General features: G+C 38.9%; 18 protein-coding genes. 15 read left to right on the forward strand and 3 right to left on the reverse strand.

What is annotated here, in order from left to right; translation table 11 throughout:
• Positions 1 to 36 precede the first annotated feature (36 nt).
• Genes CLV96_RS18500 through CLV96_RS18510 form a run of 3 tightly spaced genes read right to left on the reverse strand, consistent with a single transcriptional unit; the run spans position 37 to position 4,232 of the window.
• Positions 37 to 1,482: a gamma-aminobutyraldehyde dehydrogenase gene (locus CLV96_RS18500; RefSeq protein WP_004787704.1), complete on the reverse strand. Its 1,446-nt coding sequence runs from the start codon at positions 1,480 to 1,482 to the stop codon at positions 37 to 39.
• A 6-nt stretch (positions 1,483 to 1,488) separates the two neighbouring features.
• Positions 1,489 to 2,778: a 4-aminobutyrate--2-oxoglutarate transaminase gene (gabT, locus tag CLV96_RS18505; protein WP_004785375.1), complete on the reverse strand. Its 1,290-nt coding sequence runs from the start codon at positions 2,776 to 2,778 to the stop codon at positions 1,489 to 1,491.
• On the reverse strand, positions 2,775 to 4,232 hold the full coding sequence (locus CLV96_RS18510) for an NAD-dependent succinate-semialdehyde dehydrogenase (RefSeq protein WP_004784756.1): 1,458 nt from the start codon (positions 4,230 to 4,232) through the stop codon (positions 2,775 to 2,777). The genes gabT and CLV96_RS18510 overlap by 4 nt, the downstream gene beginning before the upstream one ends.
• 138 nt (positions 4,233 to 4,370) lie before the next feature.
• On the opposite strand from CLV96_RS18510, the gene CLV96_RS18515 reads away from it, so the two are divergent.
• From CLV96_RS18515 to CLV96_RS18585, 15 genes are all read left to right on the forward strand, one after another.
• Positions 4,371 to 5,540: an ABC transporter substrate-binding protein gene (locus CLV96_RS18515; protein ID WP_004785824.1), complete on the forward strand. Its 1,170-nt coding sequence runs from the start codon at positions 4,371 to 4,373 to the stop codon at positions 5,538 to 5,540.
• Between the two features lie 34 nt (positions 5,541 to 5,574).
• Positions 5,575 to 6,600, forward strand: coding sequence for an ABC transporter ATP-binding protein (locus CLV96_RS18520; RefSeq protein WP_004784912.1), 1,026 nt, complete (start codon positions 5,575 to 5,577; stop codon positions 6,598 to 6,600).
• 10 nt (positions 6,601 to 6,610) lie between these two features.
• Complete coding sequence (locus tag CLV96_RS18525) at positions 6,611 to 7,528, forward strand: ABC transporter permease (RefSeq protein ID WP_004784059.1); 918 nt, start codon at positions 6,611 to 6,613, stop codon at positions 7,526 to 7,528.
• A complete protein-coding gene (locus CLV96_RS18530) occupies positions 7,518 to 8,321 on the forward strand; it encodes an ABC transporter permease (RefSeq protein WP_004786831.1) in 804 nt (267 codons plus the stop codon). The genes CLV96_RS18525 and CLV96_RS18530 overlap by 11 nt, the downstream gene beginning before the upstream one ends.
• A gap of 120 nt (positions 8,322 to 8,441) precedes the next feature.
• Positions 8,442 to 8,873 carry a universal stress protein gene (locus CLV96_RS18535; RefSeq protein ID WP_004785377.1) on the forward strand — a complete coding sequence of 144 codons (432 nt, stop codon included), beginning with the start codon at positions 8,442 to 8,444 and terminating at the stop codon, positions 8,871 to 8,873.
• A 102-nt stretch (positions 8,874 to 8,975) separates the two neighbouring features.
• Positions 8,976 to 10,235 carry an AfsA-related hotdog domain-containing protein gene (locus CLV96_RS18540; protein WP_004784268.1) on the forward strand — a complete coding sequence of 420 codons (1,260 nt, stop codon included), beginning with the start codon at positions 8,976 to 8,978 and terminating at the stop codon, positions 10,233 to 10,235.
• Positions 10,232 to 10,996 carry an SDR family NAD(P)-dependent oxidoreductase gene (locus CLV96_RS18545; protein ID WP_004787473.1) on the forward strand — a complete coding sequence of 255 codons (765 nt, stop codon included), beginning with the start codon at positions 10,232 to 10,234 and terminating at the stop codon, positions 10,994 to 10,996. The genes CLV96_RS18540 and CLV96_RS18545 overlap by 4 nt, the downstream gene beginning before the upstream one ends.
• Positions 10,997 to 11,005: 9 nt before the next feature.
• Positions 11,006 to 16,720, forward strand: a complete 5,715-nt coding sequence (locus CLV96_RS18550) for an AAA family ATPase (RefSeq protein ID WP_004787490.1) — start codon at positions 11,006 to 11,008, stop codon at positions 16,718 to 16,720.
• A gap of 8 nt (positions 16,721 to 16,728) precedes the next feature.
• Positions 16,729 to 17,112, forward strand: coding sequence for a holo-ACP synthase (gene acpS / locus CLV96_RS18555; RefSeq protein WP_004785490.1), 384 nt, complete (start codon positions 16,729 to 16,731; stop codon positions 17,110 to 17,112).
• Positions 17,112 to 17,333 (forward strand): tetratricopeptide repeat protein, encoded by a 222-nt coding sequence (locus CLV96_RS18560; RefSeq protein WP_035983357.1) that lies wholly within the window; start codon positions 17,112 to 17,114, stop codon positions 17,331 to 17,333. The genes acpS and CLV96_RS18560 overlap by 1 nt, the downstream gene beginning before the upstream one ends.
• Before the next feature lie 5 nt (positions 17,334 to 17,338).
• On the forward strand, positions 17,339 to 17,707 hold the full coding sequence (locus tag CLV96_RS18565) for a bactofilin family protein (RefSeq protein WP_002974586.1): 369 nt from the start codon (positions 17,339 to 17,341) through the stop codon (positions 17,705 to 17,707).
• A 1-nt stretch (position 17,708) separates the two neighbouring features.
• Entirely contained in the window at positions 17,709 to 19,490 is a 1,782-nt protein-coding gene (locus CLV96_RS18570) for a sensor histidine kinase (RefSeq protein WP_081581533.1), read from the forward strand.
• Entirely contained in the window at positions 19,487 to 20,344 is an 858-nt protein-coding gene (locus CLV96_RS18575) for an SDR family oxidoreductase (protein WP_004786071.1), read from the forward strand. The genes CLV96_RS18570 and CLV96_RS18575 overlap by 4 nt, the downstream gene beginning before the upstream one ends.
• 2 nt (positions 20,345 to 20,346) lie before the next feature.
• Complete coding sequence (locus CLV96_RS18580; RefSeq protein WP_004786742.1) at positions 20,347 to 20,712, forward strand: cupin domain-containing protein; 366 nt, start codon at positions 20,347 to 20,349, stop codon at positions 20,710 to 20,712.
• A gap of 11 nt (positions 20,713 to 20,723) precedes the next feature.
• Positions 20,724 to 21,956 carry a PP2C family protein-serine/threonine phosphatase gene (locus CLV96_RS18585; RefSeq protein ID WP_004786207.1) on the forward strand — a complete coding sequence of 411 codons (1,233 nt, stop codon included), beginning with the start codon at positions 20,724 to 20,726 and terminating at the stop codon, positions 21,954 to 21,956.
• Positions 21,957 to 21,964: the final 8 nt, after the last annotated feature.

A 21,964-nucleotide genomic window follows, 5' to 3' on the forward strand; every position in this document is an offset into this window, starting at 1 on the left:
TTAGACATCCGATTGTTCCTTTTTGTTTTTTGGTTTTTAAACCCCACCTACCATCACATGTTTTGTGATTAGATAATCACCCACAGATTCGATCGATAGATCTTTTCCGAATCCTGATTGTTTGAATCCACCATGCGGCGTTTCTGAAGCAAGTGGAAGATGGTCATTGACCCAAACCGTTCCGAATTCTAGTTGTTTTGCTACTCGCATAGCACGCGCTACATCCTTTGTCCAAATGGAAGAAGCAAGACCGTAACTGACATCGTTTGCGAGTTTAATTCCTTCTTCTTCTTTTTCGTATGATTGGATGGTAAGCACTGGTCCAAAAATTTCATTTTGTACTACGTCATAGTTCTGTTTGACATCTGTGATCACAGTAGGTGCAAAAAAGTATCCTTTGTCTAGGCCTTTGGGAATGGTTCCCCCAGTTAGAATTTTTGCTCCTTGTTTTTTCGTCCTGTCCATAAATCCCAAAACTCGTTCCCTGTGGATAGCAGAGATGAGTGGTCCCATTTCGGTTTTGTCGTTGAAGGGATCACCAACATTTACCGCTTTCATCGCATCGACAACGGCATCAGTGATTTTTTTCTGTAAGGATTTTGGAACAAGGATTCTTGTAGCGGCTGTACAATCTTGTCCTGAATTGCAAGTGGCACCAAACGCCGCTTTTGCGGCAAAAAGATTTACATCTACATCATCAAAAACAAGAAGTGGAGCCTTTCCTCCGAGTTCTAAGTGCACTCGTTTTAAGGAATCAGATGCGGATTTCATAATGGTTTTTCCCGTTCCCGTAGATCCGGTAAGAGAAACCATACGAACCAATGGATGGTCTACAATGGCCTGTCCCGTAGCATTCCCACCAGTCACAATATTGATGACTCCATCAGGGATTCCCGCTTTTTTTGTTAACTCAGCTAACATAAGTGTGGTGATTGGAGTTCCCGGAGCTGGTTTTAAAATGACAGTGCAACCCGCAGCAAGAGCTGGACCAAATTTCCAAACTGCCATAAGAAGAGGGTAGTTCCATGGAGCAATTTGACCCACAACACCAACGGGTTCCCGGCGTAATATGGATGTATAACCAGGTTGGTATTCGTTTGCACGACTTCCATGAACATCACGAGCTGCCGTGGCAAAAAAACGAATGTTATCAACGGCAAATGGAATGTCTCCTGCAAGACTTAAGTTTTTATAAGGTTTTCCGGCATTGAGGGATTCGGCTTTTGCAAATTCTTTTGTTTTTTCTTCCAAAAGATCGGCGAGTTTCCAAATGGCTTTGGAACGTTCGCCTGGAGTGATTCCTGACCATCTTCCATCATAAAAAGCTTTATGAGCGGCTTTGGCTGCTTTATCAACATCGGCGGCACTCGCATCGATTACCTTTGCAATTTTTTTACCAGTGGCAGGATCTTCGATGTCCATAAGTTTCCCGCCACTTGTGTTTGTCCACTTCCCATCAATCCAAAGTTTAAACTGTTTCATTTTGCTTCAAATTTCCTTTAATGATTTTGTTATGATCGAAAGCCCTTCTTTTACGATGGACTCTTCTGCTGTAATCGGAACAAGAATTCGGATTACGTTCCCATACACACCACAAGAAAGTAAAACAAGTCCATTTTCTAGTGCTTTTGCTGTTAGTTTTTTTGCTAAATCGGCCGAAGGTTTGTTAGCGTCGCCATTTTCTACGAGTTCAAATGCCACCATAGCACCTAATCCGCGTATTTCGCCAATATGAGGATAGGATTTTTTGATTTCATTCAGTTCATTTACTAATAGTTTCCCGAGTTTGATAGACTTATCTAAAATTCCTTCTTCTTCGATAAGATCCATAACGGCGATCCCTGCGGCACAAGCTACTGGATTCCCGGCATAAGTTCCACCAAGCCCACCAGGTTCTACAGCATCCATAATGGAAGTTTTTCCGATCACGGCAGAAAGAGGCATCCCTGCTGCGAGTGATTTTGCTGTAGTAATGAGATCTGGTTTGATTCCGGAATGTTCGATTGCAAATAGTTTTCCTGTTCTTGCAAAACCGGACTGCACTTCATCAGCGATAAGAAGGATTCCATGTTCATCACAAATGGCTCTCAGTTTTTTTAGGAAACTGGGAGAAGCAATATAAAATCCACCTTCACCTTGCACCGGTTCAATGGCAATTGCCGCTACACGCGATGGATCAATGTCTGCTTTGAACAAATTGTTTAGGGCTTTGATGGAGTCGTCTTCTGTGACACCATGGTATTCCATAGGAAAAGGAATGTGGTAAACATCACTGGCAAAAGGTCCAAATCCTTTTTTATAAGGCACAACTTTTCCTGTGAGGGCAAGGGCCATCATGGTTCGTCCATGGAATCCACCAAGAAAACTAATGATCCCTGGTCGCCCCGTGGCCGCTCTTGCAATTTTCACTGCGTTTTCTAAAGCCTCTGCTCCCGATGAAAAAAGGATGGTTTTGGCCCCTCCTTCAATGGGTGCCTTGGCATTTAGTTTTTCACAAAGAACTATATAAGGTTCATAAGGCATAATTTGGAAAGCCGTGTGCAATACTTGGTCCACTTGTTTGTGGATGGCAGCGACTACTTTTGGATGGCAATGACCGGTATTTTGAACTCCAATCCCACCTCCAAAGTCGATGAATCTTTTTCCTTCGATATCCCAAATTTCTGCATTTTTTGCTTTTTCAGCAAACACTGGGTAGGCGGTTGTAACACCTCTCGGAACGTTTGCGAGTCTTCTTTCCCATAAAGTTTGGTTGGTTTGTTTTTGATTGCCCGTCATGTGATTCCTCCGAGGCAGAGATATTTGGTTACTGTATAATCATCAAGTCCGTATTTAGAACCTTCGCGTCCCATTCCTGAGAATTTGACGCCACCGAAGGGAACTTGTTCCGAAGAAATTAAACCTTCGTTGATTCCCACCATTCCGTATTCCAGTTGTTCGGCGACTCTAAAAATGCGAGCCATATCTTTTGTATACAAATAGGAGGCAAGACCAAAGTCAGTGTCATTGGCCAACTTTACGGCTTCTTCTTCTGTTTGGAAGGTTTGGATACAAGAGACAGGACCAAAGGTTTCTTCTTTTGTGACCACCATGGTTGAGTTCACTGGATAGAGCACTGTGGGTTCAAAAAAATTGCCACCGAGTGTATGATCCTTTCCACCAGTTAGGATTTTTGCGCCTTTAGAAAGAGCATCTGTTATATGTGCTTTTACTTTCTCCAAAGCAGCATCGTTTATGAGTGGGCCTTGTTGTGCATTTGGTTCCATTCCATTGGCAACCACAAGTTCCTTCGCTTTCTCTGCTAATTTTTTGGCAAACACATCGGCAACGGAGGCTTGGACAAGAAAACGATTCACACAAACACAGGTTTGTCCTGTGTTTCTATATTTGGATAACATGGCTCCTTTGATGGCTTCGTCCATATCAGCATCTTCAAAAACAATAAAGGGAGCATTGCCACCTAACTCGAGTGAGAGTTTTTTTAAAGTGGCTGCTGATTTTTCCATCAGATAAATTCCAGTATTTGTGGATCCAGTAAAACTAAGTTTGCGGACATCTTTACTTTCTAAAATGGTTTTCCCAATTTTGATTGGATCACCCACTAACACGTTCCAAACGCCTTTTGGTAGTCCTGCTCGTTCCGCAAGAACAGCCATTGCCAATGCAGAGTAGGGAGTGAGTTCTGCTGGTTTTGAAACAACTGTGCAACCTGCTGCGAGGGCTGGTGCTACTTTTCTTGCAAGCATAGCCGCAGGGAAATTCCAAGGTGTGATGGTTCCCACTACACCGATTGGTTCTTTTAAAACTAGAATTCTCGTGTCTTTTCTATGAGAAGGAATGATATCGCCATAAGAACGTTTTGCTTCTTCTCCAAACCACTCGATATAAGAGGCAGCATAAGCAATCTCTCCCCTAGCTTCTGTTAGCGGTTTTCCTTGTTCTTGGGTCATGATGAGAGCCAAATCTTCTTGGTTGTCCATCATGAGTTGGAACCATTTGCGTAAAATTCCTGCTCTTTCTTTTGCTGGTCGTGATTTCCAATCAGCGAATGCAAGCTTTGCAGAACGTATTGCATTCGTTGTATCTTTTTCTTCGGAGTGAGGAATGTTTCCGATGATTTCACCGTTTGCGGGGTTATGTACTAAAATTTCTTTTTTGTTTTCTGCGGGGCACCAGACCCCACCAATGAAGTTTTCTTGTCGAAAAAGGTCTTTGTCTTTGATGTATTTCATACGAAACCTGTGCTTTCATCGAAATCCCATGGCAGAAAAATTCCTACCTTTTTTTTGAAAACCTAGGAAGTGGTTGCTTAATTTTGAATTGTTGGTATCTAATTCCTGACATAAGTAAAACCAGGAGCACATAGGTTTATGAAATTCGATTCATACAAACGAGTGATTTTTTCTGTTGCAGTTCTTGCCATCGCATTTGCGGTTGCCTGCGGCAAAAAAGAAACAAAGGTTTCCGAAATCGGACAAAGCGAAGGAGAAGTTTCCATCGTTGCTTGGCCGGGGTACATTGAACGTGGTGAAACAGACAAAGGATATGACTGGGTCACTGAATTTGAAAAAAGTTCCGGCTGTAAAGTCAATGTAAAAACTGCCGCTACATCTGATGAGATGGTAGCACTCATGAATGAAGGTGGATTTGATCTTGTCACTGCATCTGGTGATGCATCACTAAGATTGGTTGCTGGTGGAAAGGTTCAGGAAATCAATACGGACTTAATCCCTAGTTGGAAAAATGTAGACTCTCGTTTGCAAAATGCTCCTTGGCATACAGTAGAAGGTAAACATTACGGTGTTCCTTACCAATGGGGTCCCAATGTTCTTATGTACAACACGAAAGTTTTCAAAAAAGCTCCTACAAGTTGGAATGTTGTTTTTGAAGAACAAGTTTTGGCTGATGGAAAATCAAACAAGGGTCGTGTACAAGCGTTTGACGGTCCAATTTATATTGCAGATGCTGCTTTGTATTTGAAACAAGCAAAACCAGAACTCGGAATCCAAGATCCATATGAATTAGATGAAAAACAATATACTGCCGTCATCGAATTATTGAAAAAACAAAGACAACTTGTTCCGAAGTATTGGCATGATGCAATGGTCCAAGTGGATGACTTTAAAAAAGAAGGACTTGTTGCTTCTTCTACATGGCCATTCCAAGTCAACTTGCTTGTTGGTGAAAAACAACCAGTGGCATCTATTGTTCCAAAAGAAGGTGCAACAGGTTGGGCAGACAGTACCATGCTTCATAAAGATTCAAAACACGTAAACTGTGCATATAAGTGGTTAGAACATTCGCTTTCGCCAAAAGTGCAAGGTGATCTTGCTTCTTGGTTTGGATCAGTGCCTTCTGTTCCATCTGCTTGTAAAGGAAATGCTCTTCTTGGTGACACAGGTTGCGCCATCAACGGATTTAATAACTTCGAAAAGATTTCTTTTTGGAGAACTCCAAAAGAAGATTGTTCCGGTGGAAGAAAATGTGTACCTTATAAAAAATGGGCTGAAGATTATATTTCCATCATTGGAAGTAAATAAGATCCTAACATCATAAAATACTGAAGGAGAAGGAATGGACCAAGTTTACGATGTTGAATTTCAGAATGTAACAAGGAAATTCGACCAATTTATAGCGGTGGATGATGTCTCCTTCGGGATTAGAAAAGGTGAATTCTTTTCAATGTTAGGCCCTTCCGGGTCGGGAAAAACTACCTGCCTCCGTATGGTGGCAGGGTTTCAGGATACAACTTCGGGAAGGGTTCTTTTAGAAGGTGTTGATGTCACCGGCATCCCGCCTTACAAAAGAAATGTGAACACTGTTTTTCAAGACTATGCATTATTTCCTCATATGACAGTTGCCGAAAACGTAGGGTATGGATTAAAAATCAAAAATACTCCCACAAAAGAAATAGGGCAGAGAGTGGCCGAGATGCTCTCGATGGTTCGTTTGCCGGATGTGGGAAACCGCAAACCTTCGGAATTATCGGGAGGGCAAAGACAACGAATTGCACTGGCAAGAGCTCTTATCAATCGCCCAGGTGTTTTGCTTCTTGATGAACCACTGGGTGCTTTGGATCTCAAACTAAGGGAAGAGATGCAATTGGAATTGAAAGCCATCCAGAAAGAAGTGGGAATTACTTTTATCTTTGTCACACACGACCAAGAAGAAGCATTGTCTATGTCCGATCGGATAGCTGTCTTTAACAAAGGCAAGGTGGAGCAAATTGCCACACCAGAAGAATTATACGATCGTCCCAAAACAGAATTTGTTGCAAATTTTGTAGGAACTTCCAATATTCTTTCTCTAGAAGAAACCAAACGACTCACTGGTCAAACTGGAAAAGGAATGATTCGTCCAGAACGTGTTCATGTGTTTGCCAATGCAAAAGAAGACAACCATTCCACTGGATATAGAACTTTTAAGGCTATTTTAAAAAGCCAAGTGTATTCAGGCGCAACATCCAAAATGCATTTTGAAACTCCGAATGGTTCTCGTATCATCGCATCCACTCAAAACTTAAAAATTTCTGCTGACCACATTGCTATTGGTTCTGAAGTACTCGTGGGTTGGAAAGACTCCGACATGCATTTGCTTTAAGGATTTGTAAATGACAAACGCTCTCGATAAGTTTTTTACATTTCTTTTTTATCGCAAAGGCCTTGCGATATTTTTACTACTAGCCCCACTTCTGGTATGGCTCGGTGTTGTGTATTTGGGTTCCCTTTTTACACTCCTCATCCAAAGTTTTTTCTCTATCGATTCTTTTTCAGGAGTCATCAAACGAGAATTTACATTCGAATCATATTATGATCTATTTCGCCAGAGTACAAATTGGGATATCATCATTCGTACAACAACCATGGCATTCACTGTCACTGTTGTCAGTGCCATTATCGCATTCCCAATCGCTTATTATATGGCGATGTATGCAGGGCCAAAATTAAAACCCATACTTTATTTGGGAGTGATGCTTCCTCTTTGGTCAAGTTACCTTGTTAAAGTATATTCTTGGAAACTGATAATGGCAAAAGAAGGAATCCTCACTTGGTGTTTACAGGAGCTCGGGCTTTTACATCTACTCGATGTGATCCTATCAATTCCTGTGATTGGTGGGACTTCTTTGTCTTTCTCTTACATTGGTATGTTTCTTGTTTTTGTTTATATTTGGCTTCCTTATATGATCCTTCCGATCCAAGCTTCATTGGAGCGAATTCCTAAATCCTTACTCGAAGCTTCTTCGGATTTGGGTGGTGGTCCCGCTCAAACGTTTCGAAAAGTTGTGTTGCCACTGGCGTTTCCGGGAGTAGTGGCAGGTTCTATTTTTACCTTCTCGTTAACGTTAGGTGACTATATTATCCCAACAATTATCGGAAATTCAAGTTATTTTATTGGTATGGCTGTTTACACTCACCAAGGAACAGCAGGTAATATCCCTTTGGCGGCAGCTTTTTCGGTAATCCCAATTATCATTATGATGGTTTACCTAATGATTGCAAAACGATTAGGAGCTTTCGATGCCCTCTAAATGGAATTTCGGAACACTCGGATTAAGAATTGCAACCATCCTTGGTTTTCTTTTCATCCATATCCCTATCTTTATCATCATCATGTATGCTTTTTCTACTGATGAAAAAACATTCCAATTTCCATTACCAGGATTTACTCTAAAATGGTTTGGAGTGGCTTGGGAAAGAAATGATATTTGGGAAGCCATCATTTTGTCTTCACAAGTTGCTACGATTTCCACGGCGTTGGCTATTATTTTAGGAACCTTGGCTTGTCTTGCTGTCTACCGGAGCAAATTTTTTGGAAGGGAAGTCATTTCTTTTCTTGTGATTTTACCCATTGCGCTTCCTGGAATTGTTACGGGGATCTCTCTTCGTTCTGCCATGTCTCTTTTTGGGATTCCTTTTAGCACTTGGACCATTGTCATTGCACATGCAACCTTTTGTATTGTGACAGTTTATAATAATGTGCTCGCTAGACTTCGACGAAGTTCTCATTCCATGGTGGAAGCATCTATGGATTTAGGTGCTAACCCATGGCAAACATTCCGGTTTGTGATTTTGCCAAATATCGCCACTGCATTGTTAGCTGGTGGTATGTTGTCTTTTGCACTTTCATTTGATGAAGTGATTGTGACAACTTTTACTGCAGGCCAACAATCTACGGTTCCTATTTGGATGTTAACGGAGTTCATTCGTCCAAGGCAAAGACCTGTCACCAATGTTGTTGCGGTTTTTGTCATTCTTGTGACAACTCTTCCTATTCTTATTGCATATTATTTAACGAAAGAAGATGAAGGTGGAAAAAAATAATCCCATCAACAATCAAACACTATCCACAGGATAGAAAAACCTAAAGATAGAGTTTGATTTTTTGACAATTATCAATGGAATTTCACTTTCACAAATCATATAAGGTGGTAGACTTTTTACATGGAAAAATTGATTCAAAAATTGATCATCCCAATTGATGGTTCACCAAGTTCAGCACGAGCATTAGAATTTGGTTTGGCAATTGCAAAAGCAAGTAATGCAAAATGTTTCGTCGTCGAAGTGATTGAAGATTTTGGGCCACTTCCTGGATATTATGATGCGGCCCCTGCTGGAAAAGATCGAGTCAAATGGATTTCTGAACAACGATTTGAAAAGATACATCCGATTTTGGATGAAACTTCGGTGAAATGGGAACGTGTGATTTTAGAAGGTTATCCTGCTGAAGAAATATGCAAATTAGCTGAAAAAGAAAAAGCAGATTTGATCGTGATTGGAAGTCGTGGCCACGGAATCCTCGGAAGATTTATCATGGGTAGCGTTTCTGATCGTGTTGTACATTACGCACCATGTTCCGTAACCGTTGTTAGGTGAATTTGACATAAATTTGCCAATAGCTTGTTAATTTAGTTGCGCTTAATTGTATCCCATCGGAATCTACGGACTAATCCTAGAGTAGATTTCCGGTAGATACAAATGAAGGTTTTTGAAAAAGAAGAACTCCCCGCAGTTTTACCTCTCGATAAACGATATACAAGAACATATTACCAAGACGATAGTTTTGTTTCCAACATTCGTCGGGCACTTCCGCGAATGATCACAACTGTGATCATGGAAGAACACGTCTTTCCAAAACTCTCTCATGAAGAAATCGATTTTTTGCTACAATACTATGCAAAAAGGCAAGATACTAGTGGGAATTATTACCAACTCAAAACAATTCCGTATCGTATTCGTAAAGAATCTGCTGAACGAATTTTAGAAGAAGCGGGAGTGGATGAAACACAAAGAGATTTCATTAGTACATTTTATCATTTTGATACAGATTTACAGCAATACGTTTTAAACGATAAAGTTACAGAAGCAGATGAAATCAAAATTTTGCAGATGATCAAAAGGAGGGATTATTACGTTGGGAATGTAGAGAAGTCAAAGATATCTGCAATCTTCGAGCCAATTGAAGAGATTCCGAAAAAAGATACATTTTTTGCCAATCTTTATGTCCCTCCCGCTCATAAGTTTTTTTCTCCACCCAATTTGAAACATATTTCTGGAATGCAGATAGTGGAAGCTGCAAGGCAATTTGGAATTGCTTGTAACCATATGTATGGCAAGGTTCCGTTTGAAGGAGTCACCTTTTTATTGTTATACTTGAATTCCGAGTTTTTTCAATATGCGAAGATGAATATGCCTATCAAACTCCGAGCAAAAGCTTTGGAGACTAAAAATAGTAAGTCAGGGTATTGGAATTACTCGAAATTGGAAATCACTGCTTATCAAGAAAACCAAGAAATCACTCGGATTGAAATGGCAGCCAGTATTTTGCCTTTAAAAGTGTATAAACGCCTAAAAAGCACGCAGGAAGAAGTGTATGAGATTGATCCAAGATTTAGGATTCTGGATCAGTTCAAGAATAATATCTCGGTGAGAGAAAATGGGAGAAATATTGTCTCCACCATAGAAAATATCTCTAGTTCCGGGTTTATGGTGCGTTGCTCAGGAATTCATCCGGGAGATTTGGCAAATAGCGGGCAATTAGAATTTTTTATGCATTTTGATATTGTAGGTTTCGTTCATGGAACTTGTATTTTATTATGGGTCAAAGAAGACGATAATAATGAAGACACCTTTTTTGCCGGGTTTCGTTTTGAATCCATTTCTGAATTGGACCAAGCAAATGTAAAGGAAGCAATCAATCGTTATGGACGTTTGATCGAAGAAAGGGAAATCCAATGAGTGGAAAAAAAGTAGCACTAGTGACTGGCGGCACTTCTGGTCTCGGAAGAGCAATCGTTTTAGAATTTGCAAACGCTGGTTATGTGGTTGGGTTTTGCGGAAGAAGAAAACAAGAAGGTGAAGAAACTCTAGCCCTTCTTGAAAAACAAGGTGGCACCGGAATGTTTGTTCGATGTGATGTCACACAATCGGAAGCAGTTCGTAATTTTGTTGAATCAATTGTAGCCAAGTATGGATCCGTTGATGTTGCTGTAAACAATGCGGGGATTTCAGGCGTTTTAAAGGCAACAGCCGATTACCCATTAGATATTTTTGATTCTGTAATGGATGTAAATTTGAAAGGAACTTTTCTTTCGATGCAATTTGAGTTAAAACAATTTTTGGCTCAAGGAAAAGGTGGAGTTATTATTAATGTTTCTTCTGCCCTCGGTGTCAGGGGAAAAGAAAAAGCGGGTCCTTACTCCATGACAAAACACGGAATCATTGGGCTTACTAAATCTGCAGCATTGGAATACGGTTCTTTTGGAATTCGAGTGGTTGCACTTTGTCCAGGTGGAATCCAAACTGAAATGGATGATGTGTTTTATGCTAATGTTCCAAACCCGGAAGAAGTTAAAAAAGAAAGAATGAAATCTTATGCTTTGGGTAGAATGGCAACACCGGAAGAAGTTGCAAAAACTTGTGTATGGTTGGCAACGGATGGAGCTGCTTTTATCACGGGCGCTGTGATACCAGTAGATGGTGGCAAAACAGCTAGATAAGGAATTTCATTGTTTACTGTAGGAAAATATAAAGCGTTAAGGGAACTTCACTTAGGAAAAAGGAGTTCTGTGTATTCAGGGGAGTCTTCCTCTGGAGAACCTGTCGTGATCAAACTATTGAATCGCGATTATCCAGATAACCATGAAATTACACGTTTCAAAAATGAATTTGAAATTCTACGTTCTATCGATTCTCCTTATACTTTAAGACCTTTAGATTTAGAAACATACCAAAATACAGTAGCAATTGTATTCCCAAATGTTGGTTTTACGGATCTCGCAAAATTACAGTTAAGTGGAAAGTATAGCAATATAGCAACTTTCTTAAACATCTCTATCGAAGTATGTAAGGCACTGGTTGATATTCATAAGGCAAAAATTGTTCATAATGATATCAAGGCTCAAAATATCATTTATAATCCGGACAATGGAACTTTAAAAATTATAGATTTTGGTTCTGCGACCCTTTTGACACATCGAAGTTTTTACCTTCCGATGAATCAAAACTTAACAGGAACACTGGCTCATATTTCACCTGAACAAACAGGTAGAATGAATCGTACTGTTGATTATAGAACTGACTTTTATTCCTTCGGCGTCACCTTATATCAGTTAATTACGGGGGATCTTCCTTTTTTATACACTGATAGTTTGGAAATGGTGCATGCACACTTAGCGAAAACTCCGCTTTCTCCAAAAGAACGAAGTGGGGCACCAAAAATTGTTTCTGATTTAATAATGAAACTTCTGGAGAAAAATCCAGAAGATCGATATCAAACAGCAACAGGTTTACTTTCAGATCTCTCTGCGATTCAGTCCGTTCTTTTGGAGAATGGAAGAGAATCTTTGAATCAGTTCCAAATGGAACTAGCAAAAAATGATAAATCCTCTAGATTTCAAATTCCCAAAAAATTATATGGGCGAGAAACCCAACTTCATGTTTTTGAAGAAAAATTTCTCGATGCAAAAGAAGGTCGAATCGAAACCTTTTTAATTTCGGGTCGGTCGGGAATTGGAAAATCGGCCCTTATTAATGAAATCCAAAAACCAGTCACAAGAGAAAAAGCATATTTCGCATCAGGTAAATTTGATTTGTATAAAAAATCGATCCCTTACCGTGCCATCAATTTAGCCTTACAGGGATTAGTTCGACAGTTATTATCCGAAAGCGAATCTGCTGTCAAAGAATGGAAAAAGAATTTGTCTGATGCGCTTGGTGCCAATGCAAAGTTAATCATTGATGTGGTTCCTGAGTTGTCGCAGCTGTTAGGTGATAAGCCGTCTCCGCCCGAGTTGGATAGTTTAGAGACAGAAAACCGGTTTCATTTGGTGTTTCGAAAATTCCTTCGGACAATTTGTACGAAGGAACATCCGGTTGTATTGTTTTTGGATGATATACAATGGGCGGATTCTTCTAGCATTTTACTTCTAAAAGAAGTTCTGACTGATCCTGAAATTTCGTATTTTTTTATTATTCTTTCTTATCGTGATAATGAAGTGTTCCCGACGGATCCATTTTTCAGACTGCTTGAGGAACTACGTGAGATTCAAATTGCGATTACAGAAATTCGGTTAGAGCCTTTGAGAGAGCGCGATGTGGCACTATTGGTTTCCGAAACATTAATGGTTCCAGAATCGGAAATTCGTCCTATCGCAGAAGTCCTTTGGAAAAAAACTAAGGGAAATCCGTTCCATGTCAATGAGATGTTTAAGAACTTATATGAGAGGTCTTATATATACTTTGCGGATGATCATTGGTCTTGGGACAAAGACAAAATTGATTCTGTAAACATTTTTGATAATGTAATCGATCTTATCATAGATAAAATTAATCTCCAATCCGCAGAATTAATCGATGCACTTAAGTTAACTGCATGTATCGGAAACTGGTTTAGACATGATATTTATGCAACGATAGCGGATAGACCATTCCACAAAGCATCAATGGATTTGGTAACACTTGCCAACGAAGAGTTTTTGATCCTCGGTATGGAGGATGCAAATTTTACTCACGATAAAATCAGAGAAGCCATCTATAAGATTATTTCACCGGAAGAGAAGGCAAAACTACATTATAAGATCGGTAAAACTTATCTTTCGATTCTCTATAAATATAAACTTGAAGATCATTTGTTTACCATTGTAAATCAATTGAATCTGGGTGCTTCGCAAATGAAAGGAAGCGAAGAGTTGGCTGAACTACGGATCTTAAATGAAAAAGCAGGATTCAAAGCACTAAATTCTTCAGCTTACGATGCAGCTTTCACTTTCTTCGACCGAATGGTTGGGCTTATGAAGGATGAAGAGTGGAAAAGTGATTATGAAAACACTCTAAAACTTCATTTGGCTTATGCAAGATCAGCATACCTTTCTAAAAATTTTGAAGCTGCAGAAAAAAGTTTTAATTATATACTTAGCTTTGTTCGAAACGATTTAGATAAAATTTTAGTCTACGAACTTCAATCCTCAATGCTTGTCACTCAAAACAAGATGAAAGAGGTTTTAGAAACGTTGAAACAGGCTTTAAAACTTGTGGGAGTTAGATTGCCCAAAAAAGCAAATTCACTTTCTCCGCTCCCAGAGTTAATCAAATTTAAATTTAAGTTGGGTAATCGTTCCATTGAAAGTTTAGAACATCTGCCTATATCAAACGAACCAAAATACCTGGCCATCATGCGACTTCTTAACGCATGCATCGCACCATCATTTCTTGCAGAACCAGATTTATTTCCTGTGATTGTTTTGAAATTAGTCAATCACACCTTACGGTTCGGGTTGTGTGAGATTAGTGCCTTTGGGTTTTGTGCGATGGGCGTGATCCAAGGTTCTGGATTAGGGAATTATGATGATGGTTTTAAGTTTGGTCAGTTGGGTGTTCGTTTACTCGATACCTTGAGTGCAAAACCTTTCCAATGCCGAACGTTATTTATGTTCGCATGTATGATTTCACCTTGGAAAAATCATGCGAGAGATGGCCGTTCCATATTTTGGGATAGTTTTCTTGCAGGGATGGAAACAGGTGATTTACAATATTCTTCGTATTCATTAAATAATATTCATTTTCAAGGTTTGTTGTTCCGCGAAAACTTAGAAGACCTTTATAAAAGTCAACTTCGATATGATGCTTCACTTTTAAGTTTACGTCAAAATCACGCATATCAAGTGCACAGACTCAATCTCCAGTTAGTTGAGAATATGAGAGGTGAGTCACCTGATCCAATGAGTTTGGAAGGTCGATACTTTTCAGAGTCAGAAACTGTGTCAGAATGGTTGGCCACAGGAAATGCAAATGCTTTATTTGATTATTATCTTTGTAAGTTACGCATTGAATACTTTCTTGGTGATAAAGAAAAAGCTTATGAATATTCCTTAAAGTTGGATGGTTTGGAAGGAGCTATGTTTGGAATGATGTTTGTCCCTGAACATGTATTCCTTGGTGCTTTGGTTACCTTCTCGCTCATTGTTGATAACATTATTCCTTCTGGGACTACCAAATCTTCGCTCAAAAAAAGATTGGTTTTGTTCGGAAAACGAATGAAAGTTTGGGCAAAAAGTTCGCCTGAAAATTTTAGCCATAAATATGAAATTATTTCGGCCTTATTGCTGTATTTAGCCAATCAGAAAACACAAGCAGTGATTGCTTGTAAGGCGGCAATTTCTTCCGCTCGTGAATATAGTTATATCCTAGAAGAAGCCATCGCAAACGAGTTTTTGGTTCGTATGTGGAAAGAAACTGGATTTGAACAATACAGTAACTTACATTTGGTGGAAGCACATTATCGATATGGAAAATATGGTTTTTTATCTAAAGTAAAACAATTAGAATTGAGTCATATTTCTTTAAAAAAATATATTGGAAGAAACTTTAGGACCGACTCTACTGATAGTCTTGCTCTTTTTAGTACAACAAAGGATATTTTTGGGGATGTTGGTTCTTCCTTAGATATCAATACCGTCATCAAAGCCTCACAAACCATTTCAGGAGAGATTCAACTCAATCGTCTCTTAGAGAAGATGATGAAAATCCTAATTGAGAATGCAGGAGCGGAGAGAGGATACTTTATCCTTAAATCAGATTCTGGTTGGCAAGTTTTAGCAGAATCGGAAGTAGAGAAAGAGTCTGTATCAGTTTATTCTGAAACCCCGTTTGCAATTGATTTCCTTGAGCCAGTTGCCTATGTAAACCAAAACAAAATTCCTTCACAAATCATTGGTTATGTGGTGAGAACGGGGCTTGTTGTTATTTGTGGTGATGCTGCGAGAGAAGGTGATTTTAAAAATGATCCTTATGTTAAGTCTACTTTACCAAAATCTTTACTTTGTTATCCGATTTTAAGCCATGGAACAGTTGTTGGCATTGTTTATTTGGAAAATAATCTCACAACCGATGCATTCACTCCCGGTAGAGTCGAAATTCTAAAAATATTATCTTCACAAATTGCTGTTTCCATTGAAAATTCGCTTCTTTATACAAATTTGGAACAGAAAGTAGATGAAAGGACTAAAGAACTAAATTTTGCTTTAACGGAAGTTCAAGGGTTAAAAGAGCAGCAAGATGGGGATTATTTTTTAGCATCTTTACTCATTGAACCACTTACACAGAACCTTGCAAGCTCCTCAAATATGAAAATTCAGTTCCTCACAGAACAAAAGAAAAAATTTTCTTATAAACAATGGAGTTCAGAAATTGGTGGAGATTTATGTGTTTCCTCATCCATTCAACTTCAAAATAAAAAGTACATTGTTGTTTTGAATGGTGATGCGATGGGTAAATCGATGCAAGGAGCAAGTGGGGCTCTTGTTATCGGTTCGGTGTTTGAAGCGATCATTAAAAGAAATGGTCAGTCGGAAGAAGTTAGGGACATCACTCCTGAAAAATGGGTGAGTAATGCCTATATGGAACTACATAACACACTCGTAACATTTGATGGTTCGATGCTTATTTCTATGTTTCTTTGTTTGATTGATGATGAAACTGGATTCTTTTATTTTTTGAATGCGGAACATCCGAGACCTGTGATTTACCGTAATGATAAAACTTTCTTTTTGCCACATAACTATGTTTGTGCGAAGTTAGGACTTTTAGCTTCAAAAAAAGCGCTTCAGATCAATACTTTCCAATTAGAAAAAGGAGATGTCCTTTTGATTGGTTCAGATGGACGTGATGATATTTTGATTGGTTCTGAAGCTGAAATGGAAGTTAACGAAGATGATGAATTGTTTTTAAAAACAACTTTCCAAGGCCAAGGTGATCTAGAGGCAATTCGAGATGCGATCAAAAGCCATGGGGAATTGATAGATGATTTATCTTTAATTCGTGTTGAGTATACGGGAGAGGGTTCACCGATTCATGTCCCAACTAACCATCCAAAACATTTTGTTTACTTACGTGCCCTCACACTTTATAAGCAGAAAAAATGGAAAGAAGTTGAAAAAATGATTTCGAGTCATTTCGAGTTCATTTATGATGCGCCACTTTCCGTTCAGAAGATTTACCTTTACACTGAACATAGAATGTCAGCATTTCCTTTGGAATTTGCCGTGCAATACGTGCAAAAAAATCCTTCTGATAGCTTAACCCTCTTTTATATTGCAGAGGCTCTCTATGAAAACGGAGATTTTTCAGCTGCTTTTGATTATTCCGAACGGGTGCAACTCAGACGCCCTTACCACAAAGAAAACAATATTTTATTTGCTCGACTCTTGGAACTTCGGCGAAAATAAATCATCTTATGTTATCCGTCGGAAACGACATCGTTGAAAACCAGAGGATCCGAGAACTTCTCGAAAAACATGGGGATCGCTTTTTGAAGCGGGTTTTTACCGAAGAGGAAGTGGAATACTGCCACAAGCATAAAGACCCGGTCCCTTTTTTGGCGGGTCGTTTCGCCTGTAAGGAGGCCGTCATCAAGGCTCTCAGCTTAAACCCAGGTGAGGTTGCCGATATGCGCGAGATCGAACTTGCTGGCACAAATTTTGGTAAAAAAACGCTAGTCATCCATGGGAAAACTGAGAAGTTTTTCCGAGAGAAAGGATTTACTAGCAGTTCCGTATCCATCAGCCATGCTGACCATTACGCAACGGCAGTTGTCGTTTTTTATAAGGAGCCCAAATGATCGTTAGTGATAAAATGAAGGCAGTACTAGTTCATTACAACCAAGCCCTTTCGTTATACAAATCGCGAAAGTTCGCAGAAGCAAAAGAAGAGTTCAAAAAGGGACTTGCGATTCATCCTGGAGATGGCCCCTCGAAACTATACATTGAACGTTGCGATGATTATATCGCAGATCCCCCACCAGAAGATTGGGACGGGGTTTATAACATGAAAACAAAATAGGAACTATGTCAAAAAAAGAAATGCAAACAACCATCACCGAACACGGAGTCATCGCCACTATTCTAGGAAAAGAAACAGCATTTAGCGGAACTTTGGCGTTCAAAAAACCCTTACAGATTTCTGGTGATTTCACTGGTGAAATCATCTCCGATGGTTATCTGGTGATCAGTGAAGGTGCAAGAGTCAAAGCAAATATCAAAGCAGGTACAGTTGTTGTTGGTGGTACCATCATTGGAAACGTGACTGCGACCCAACGATTAGAAATGTTATCTACAGGAAAGGTCCAGGGAAACATTCGTACTGCAAAACTTCAAATTGCCGATGGGGTTGTATTTGACGGGAATTGTGAAATGCTAAGCAGCGAAGAAACTTAGTTTGTGGCAATTTCATCCTTATAGTTTACTTTTATTTCTAGCTTTCAGCTTCAATCTTGTATTGGGGCTTTTCGTTCTAAAATCCTTCCGACTAGATCTTGTTAAATATCTTTTAATTTTAGTTTTCGGTTCTATGATGTGGACCGGATTTTATGGCATCGATTTTGTATTTATCAGTCCGACCCTTCATAGATCCTTTATCGCATTTTTGTATATTGGTGTTGCTCTTGCTAATTTGGGGATGGTGCTTGTTTCATTAGAATTTACACAAAACAGGCATTTGTTGACAAAAAAGTTCTGGGTATTGCTTACAATCCAGCCGCTGTTTACGCTTGCGGTATGCGTTCTTGATCCCATTTTTAAAACTTTAACACTCGATACATATTTAGTAAATATCAACGGTCGAATTCAGTGGATACAAGAAACTAACATTGGCGGATTCATCGTTTCTTATTTCTTTTCATTTTTTTGGTCTTCTTTTGTCGCCTATCTCCTTATAAAAGGAATCTTTGTTTCCAAGTCTACGGAAAGACGTAGGTATTTTTTAATTTTGGTGTCTTACTTATTTATTTGGGTTACGGCCATTTTGCATAAGTTAGGTTTTCGTCCTCTCCCCGGTCTCAATATTACTGCGGTTATGAGTACGATGCAGGTGATTTTGATTTTTTTTGCAATTGGATATTATCGAATGTTCGACCTTGTTCCGTTGGTTCGAGGAGAAATTGTAGACGAGTTGGATGAAGCCGTAGTGATCCTCGATTTTAATAATCGTATTGTTGATTGGAATATGTCAGCAGAACATTTGTTTCAGATCTCATCCAAGAACTCTACTTTATTGTCATACAAATATTTTTTTGCATCAGCTCCAGGAATCATTTCTAAACTCGATCATCTGTCCGATAAAAAAACACTTACAAAATGGATTTGGGAAAAAGATGAAAAATGCTGGGAAGTGACCGCAAAACAGATTCGAGATGCTAATCGTAAAAAAATTGGAATGGTTCTTGTATTCCGAGATATCACCGAACAGAGAAATTTAGAAAAACAAATGGTAAATGTCAATCGTGAACTATTGATTGCCAACGGAACTAAAGATCGATTTTTATCGATCATTTCTCATGATTTACGTGGACCCCTTGCTGGGATTAAAATGTTACTCAAAGTATTGAATGAGGACATGAAAAAGAAAGAAGATGCACTTGCTGGTATGACACAATCGTTAGTGGATGCAACAGAATCTGTTTTTTCATTATTGGAAAACCTTCTGGAATGGTCTAAGTTACAACGGGGGCAGGAAGAATATCGCCCACATTATTATCGTTTGGATAACATAGTAAGGGAGTGTTTGGAGCTTTTTACTCTTAGTGCTTCGAACAAAGGCATCGTTTTGGATGTGAATGTTCCTTCTCATGCGATGGTGTTTTGTGATGATCGAATGATTATCACAGTCATTCGAAATTTAATTTCCAATGCTCTGAAGTTCAGTCATAAGAATGGTAAAGTAATCATTGAAGCAAACGATATTGGCGGGGACTGGCAGGTTTCAGTCATTGACTCGGGAGTAGGTATGTCGAAAGCAATTGTAGACAAACTATTCAAAGTTGGGGAAGTGATTAAATCAACAGGGACCCAAGGGGAAACAGGAAATGGGATAGGACTTTTACTATGTCATGAATTTGTTACTGTCAACGGAGGAACCATGTATGCAGATAGCGACGGAGTATCTGGTTCCAGGTTTGTTTTTACTATCCCCAAAAAAATGAGAGAGGAGATCATTTCATGAAAAAGACAATTGTTGTTACCGGTGCTACGGATGGAATTGGAAGGGTTTGTGCTCATACATTTTCAAAAACCCAAGAAGAATTAATTTTAGTTGGTCGTAATGCAGATAAGTTAGCGGCCCTCGTATATTCATTACAGGTGACAGGGTCAACAGTTCATTCTTATGTTGCCGATTTATCATCTGCAAAAGAAACTTTTTTGTTATCAGAAACTATTCGAAAGAATCATCCTAAGATAGATGTTCTGCTTAATAACGCTGGTGCATATTTCGACCAATACACTCCTACAAAGGAGGGAATAGAATCTACATTTGCTTTAAATCATTTGAATTATTTTATTTTATCTCTTGGTTTACTTCCTTCATTAAAAAAAGCCAACGAACCACGGATTGTCAATGTAGCTTCTCGCGCACACATGGGAGTTTCATTGGATTTCGATAATTTGTTAGGTGAAAAAGAGTATTCAGGTTGGAAACAATACCAACGATCCAAATTGATGAATATATATTTTACTTATGAACTTGCAGAACGTTTGAATCAAACTAAAATCACAGTGAACTGTCTTCATCCTGGATTTGTCAAAACTCGATTTGGTCAGAACAATGACGGATTAGCAAAATTTCTATTAACCATTGCTCAGAATATTTTTGCTATTTCGGAAGAGAAAGGTGCGGAAACTTCTATTTTTCTTTCTACTGATCCGTCTGTTTCCGGGATTTCTGGGAAGTACTTTGTTAAAAAGAAAATTCAAAAAAGTTCTGAACCATCTTATGATATTGCAGCGAGAAGAAAACTTTGGTCTTATACAGAAGACTTATTAAAACATAAGTTTAGTTTTAAATTCCCTGGTTTCTGAGTATGGGTTTCAAACACCAAAAAAATCCTATTCAAATCCCTGTTCCTGGTGGCAAAACCATTGAAGAACATTTTGGAATTCCCTCTACCGGGAATTCTGAAATTTCTGTCGCTCATATGATTGCTCCACCAGGTTGGGGAGAGCCGTTTCAAACACCTAACTTTGATGAATGGACTCTTATGGTTCGAGGTCAAAAACAAGTAGAAGTGGATGGAACGATTGTAATTTTATCTGCCGGTGAATCATTGTTCATTGAGAAAGGAACAAGGGTAAGATATTCTAATCCTTTTTCAGCCGATGCAGAATATTGGTCTGTTTGTAAACCTGCTTTTTCTTTAGATTTGGTCAATCGGGAACCTGAAGTCTAAGGTTACAATGTATGGGTATTGAGGAGAAACCAACGGCTGATTTAAGTTTCCTTAAGAAGGAAATGAAAAAAGTTCAATTTCCCAAAGGTTCGCTTGTCATCCAACAATACTCGTTAGGTGGTTCGTTTTATTTTATTGAATCGGGTAGAGTTGAGGTTTGGAAATATTTAGACGAGAGTAAACAAGAAATACTCGTGATTGGTGATCTTTCCACTGGTGATTATTTTGGTGAAATTGCTCTCATTGATTCTGCTCCTCGCACAGTAAATATAACAGCAAAAGAAAACTTGGTTCTTTATGAGCTGACGAGTGAAGATTTTCATCGTTTATTACAATCAAGTCCAGAATTGACTTTGACTCTGTTGAAATTATTAACGGCAAGAATTCGAAACGCCGAACAAAGAGAAAATCAAGTTTTGATTCAGAAGAACAAGGAACTCCGTCGTCAGAATGAAACTCTCGAAGAGATGGTAAAAGAACGGACTGCAAAGTTAACCCAAACTTTAAAAATCATTCAGGAAGACTTAGAAACTGCAAAAACCATTCAAAGGAATATTTTACCACTTGGACTTCGGTATGTGGCACATTTGGACTTTGGATCTTCATTCGAGCCAATGGCAGAAGTAGGTGGAGATATATTTGATGTCATTCGTTTAGAAAAATCAAAGATACGATTATTTTTAGCAGATGCCATTGGACATGGTGTTCAGGCAGCACTGATAACGATGGCGATCAAAGCTGAATACGATCATATCAAACGTAATGCACCAAACCCGGCAGATGTTCTATATGCTTTGAACCAAATTTTTATTGAGAGTTATGGAAAAAAAACCAATCAATTCACTGCAGTCATCGTTGATTTGAATTTAGAGGAAAACAGTTTAACCTATTCGTCTGCCGGTCACAATGAACCGTATATCGTCACAAAAGACCAATTCATTCCACTTACAGAATCGGGAGTGATGTTGGGATTGGAAAAAGACGTCGAGTATACCAATCATTCTATGTCTTTTGGATTAGGGGATCGTTTGTTTATGATTTCTGACGGGTATCTAGAGCAGGAAAATGCAGATGGAATTCTCCTGGGAGAGGCCAAATTGCTTTCCAGTTTTGAATCTGCTAAGAGTTTGGATTTAAATCTATCAGATACAATCAATTTGTTAATGGATGATTTTCATTCGTTTCGGGGCAATACCTCCATGATGGATGATGTAACGATTCTCGGTATCGGAACCAAGTGTTGAATAGGAGT

It is taken from the genome of Leptospira meyeri (assembly GCF_004368965.1).
In the GTDB taxonomy this organism is placed as follows: Bacteria; Spirochaetota; Leptospiria; order Leptospirales; family Leptospiraceae; genus Leptospira_A; species Leptospira_A meyeri.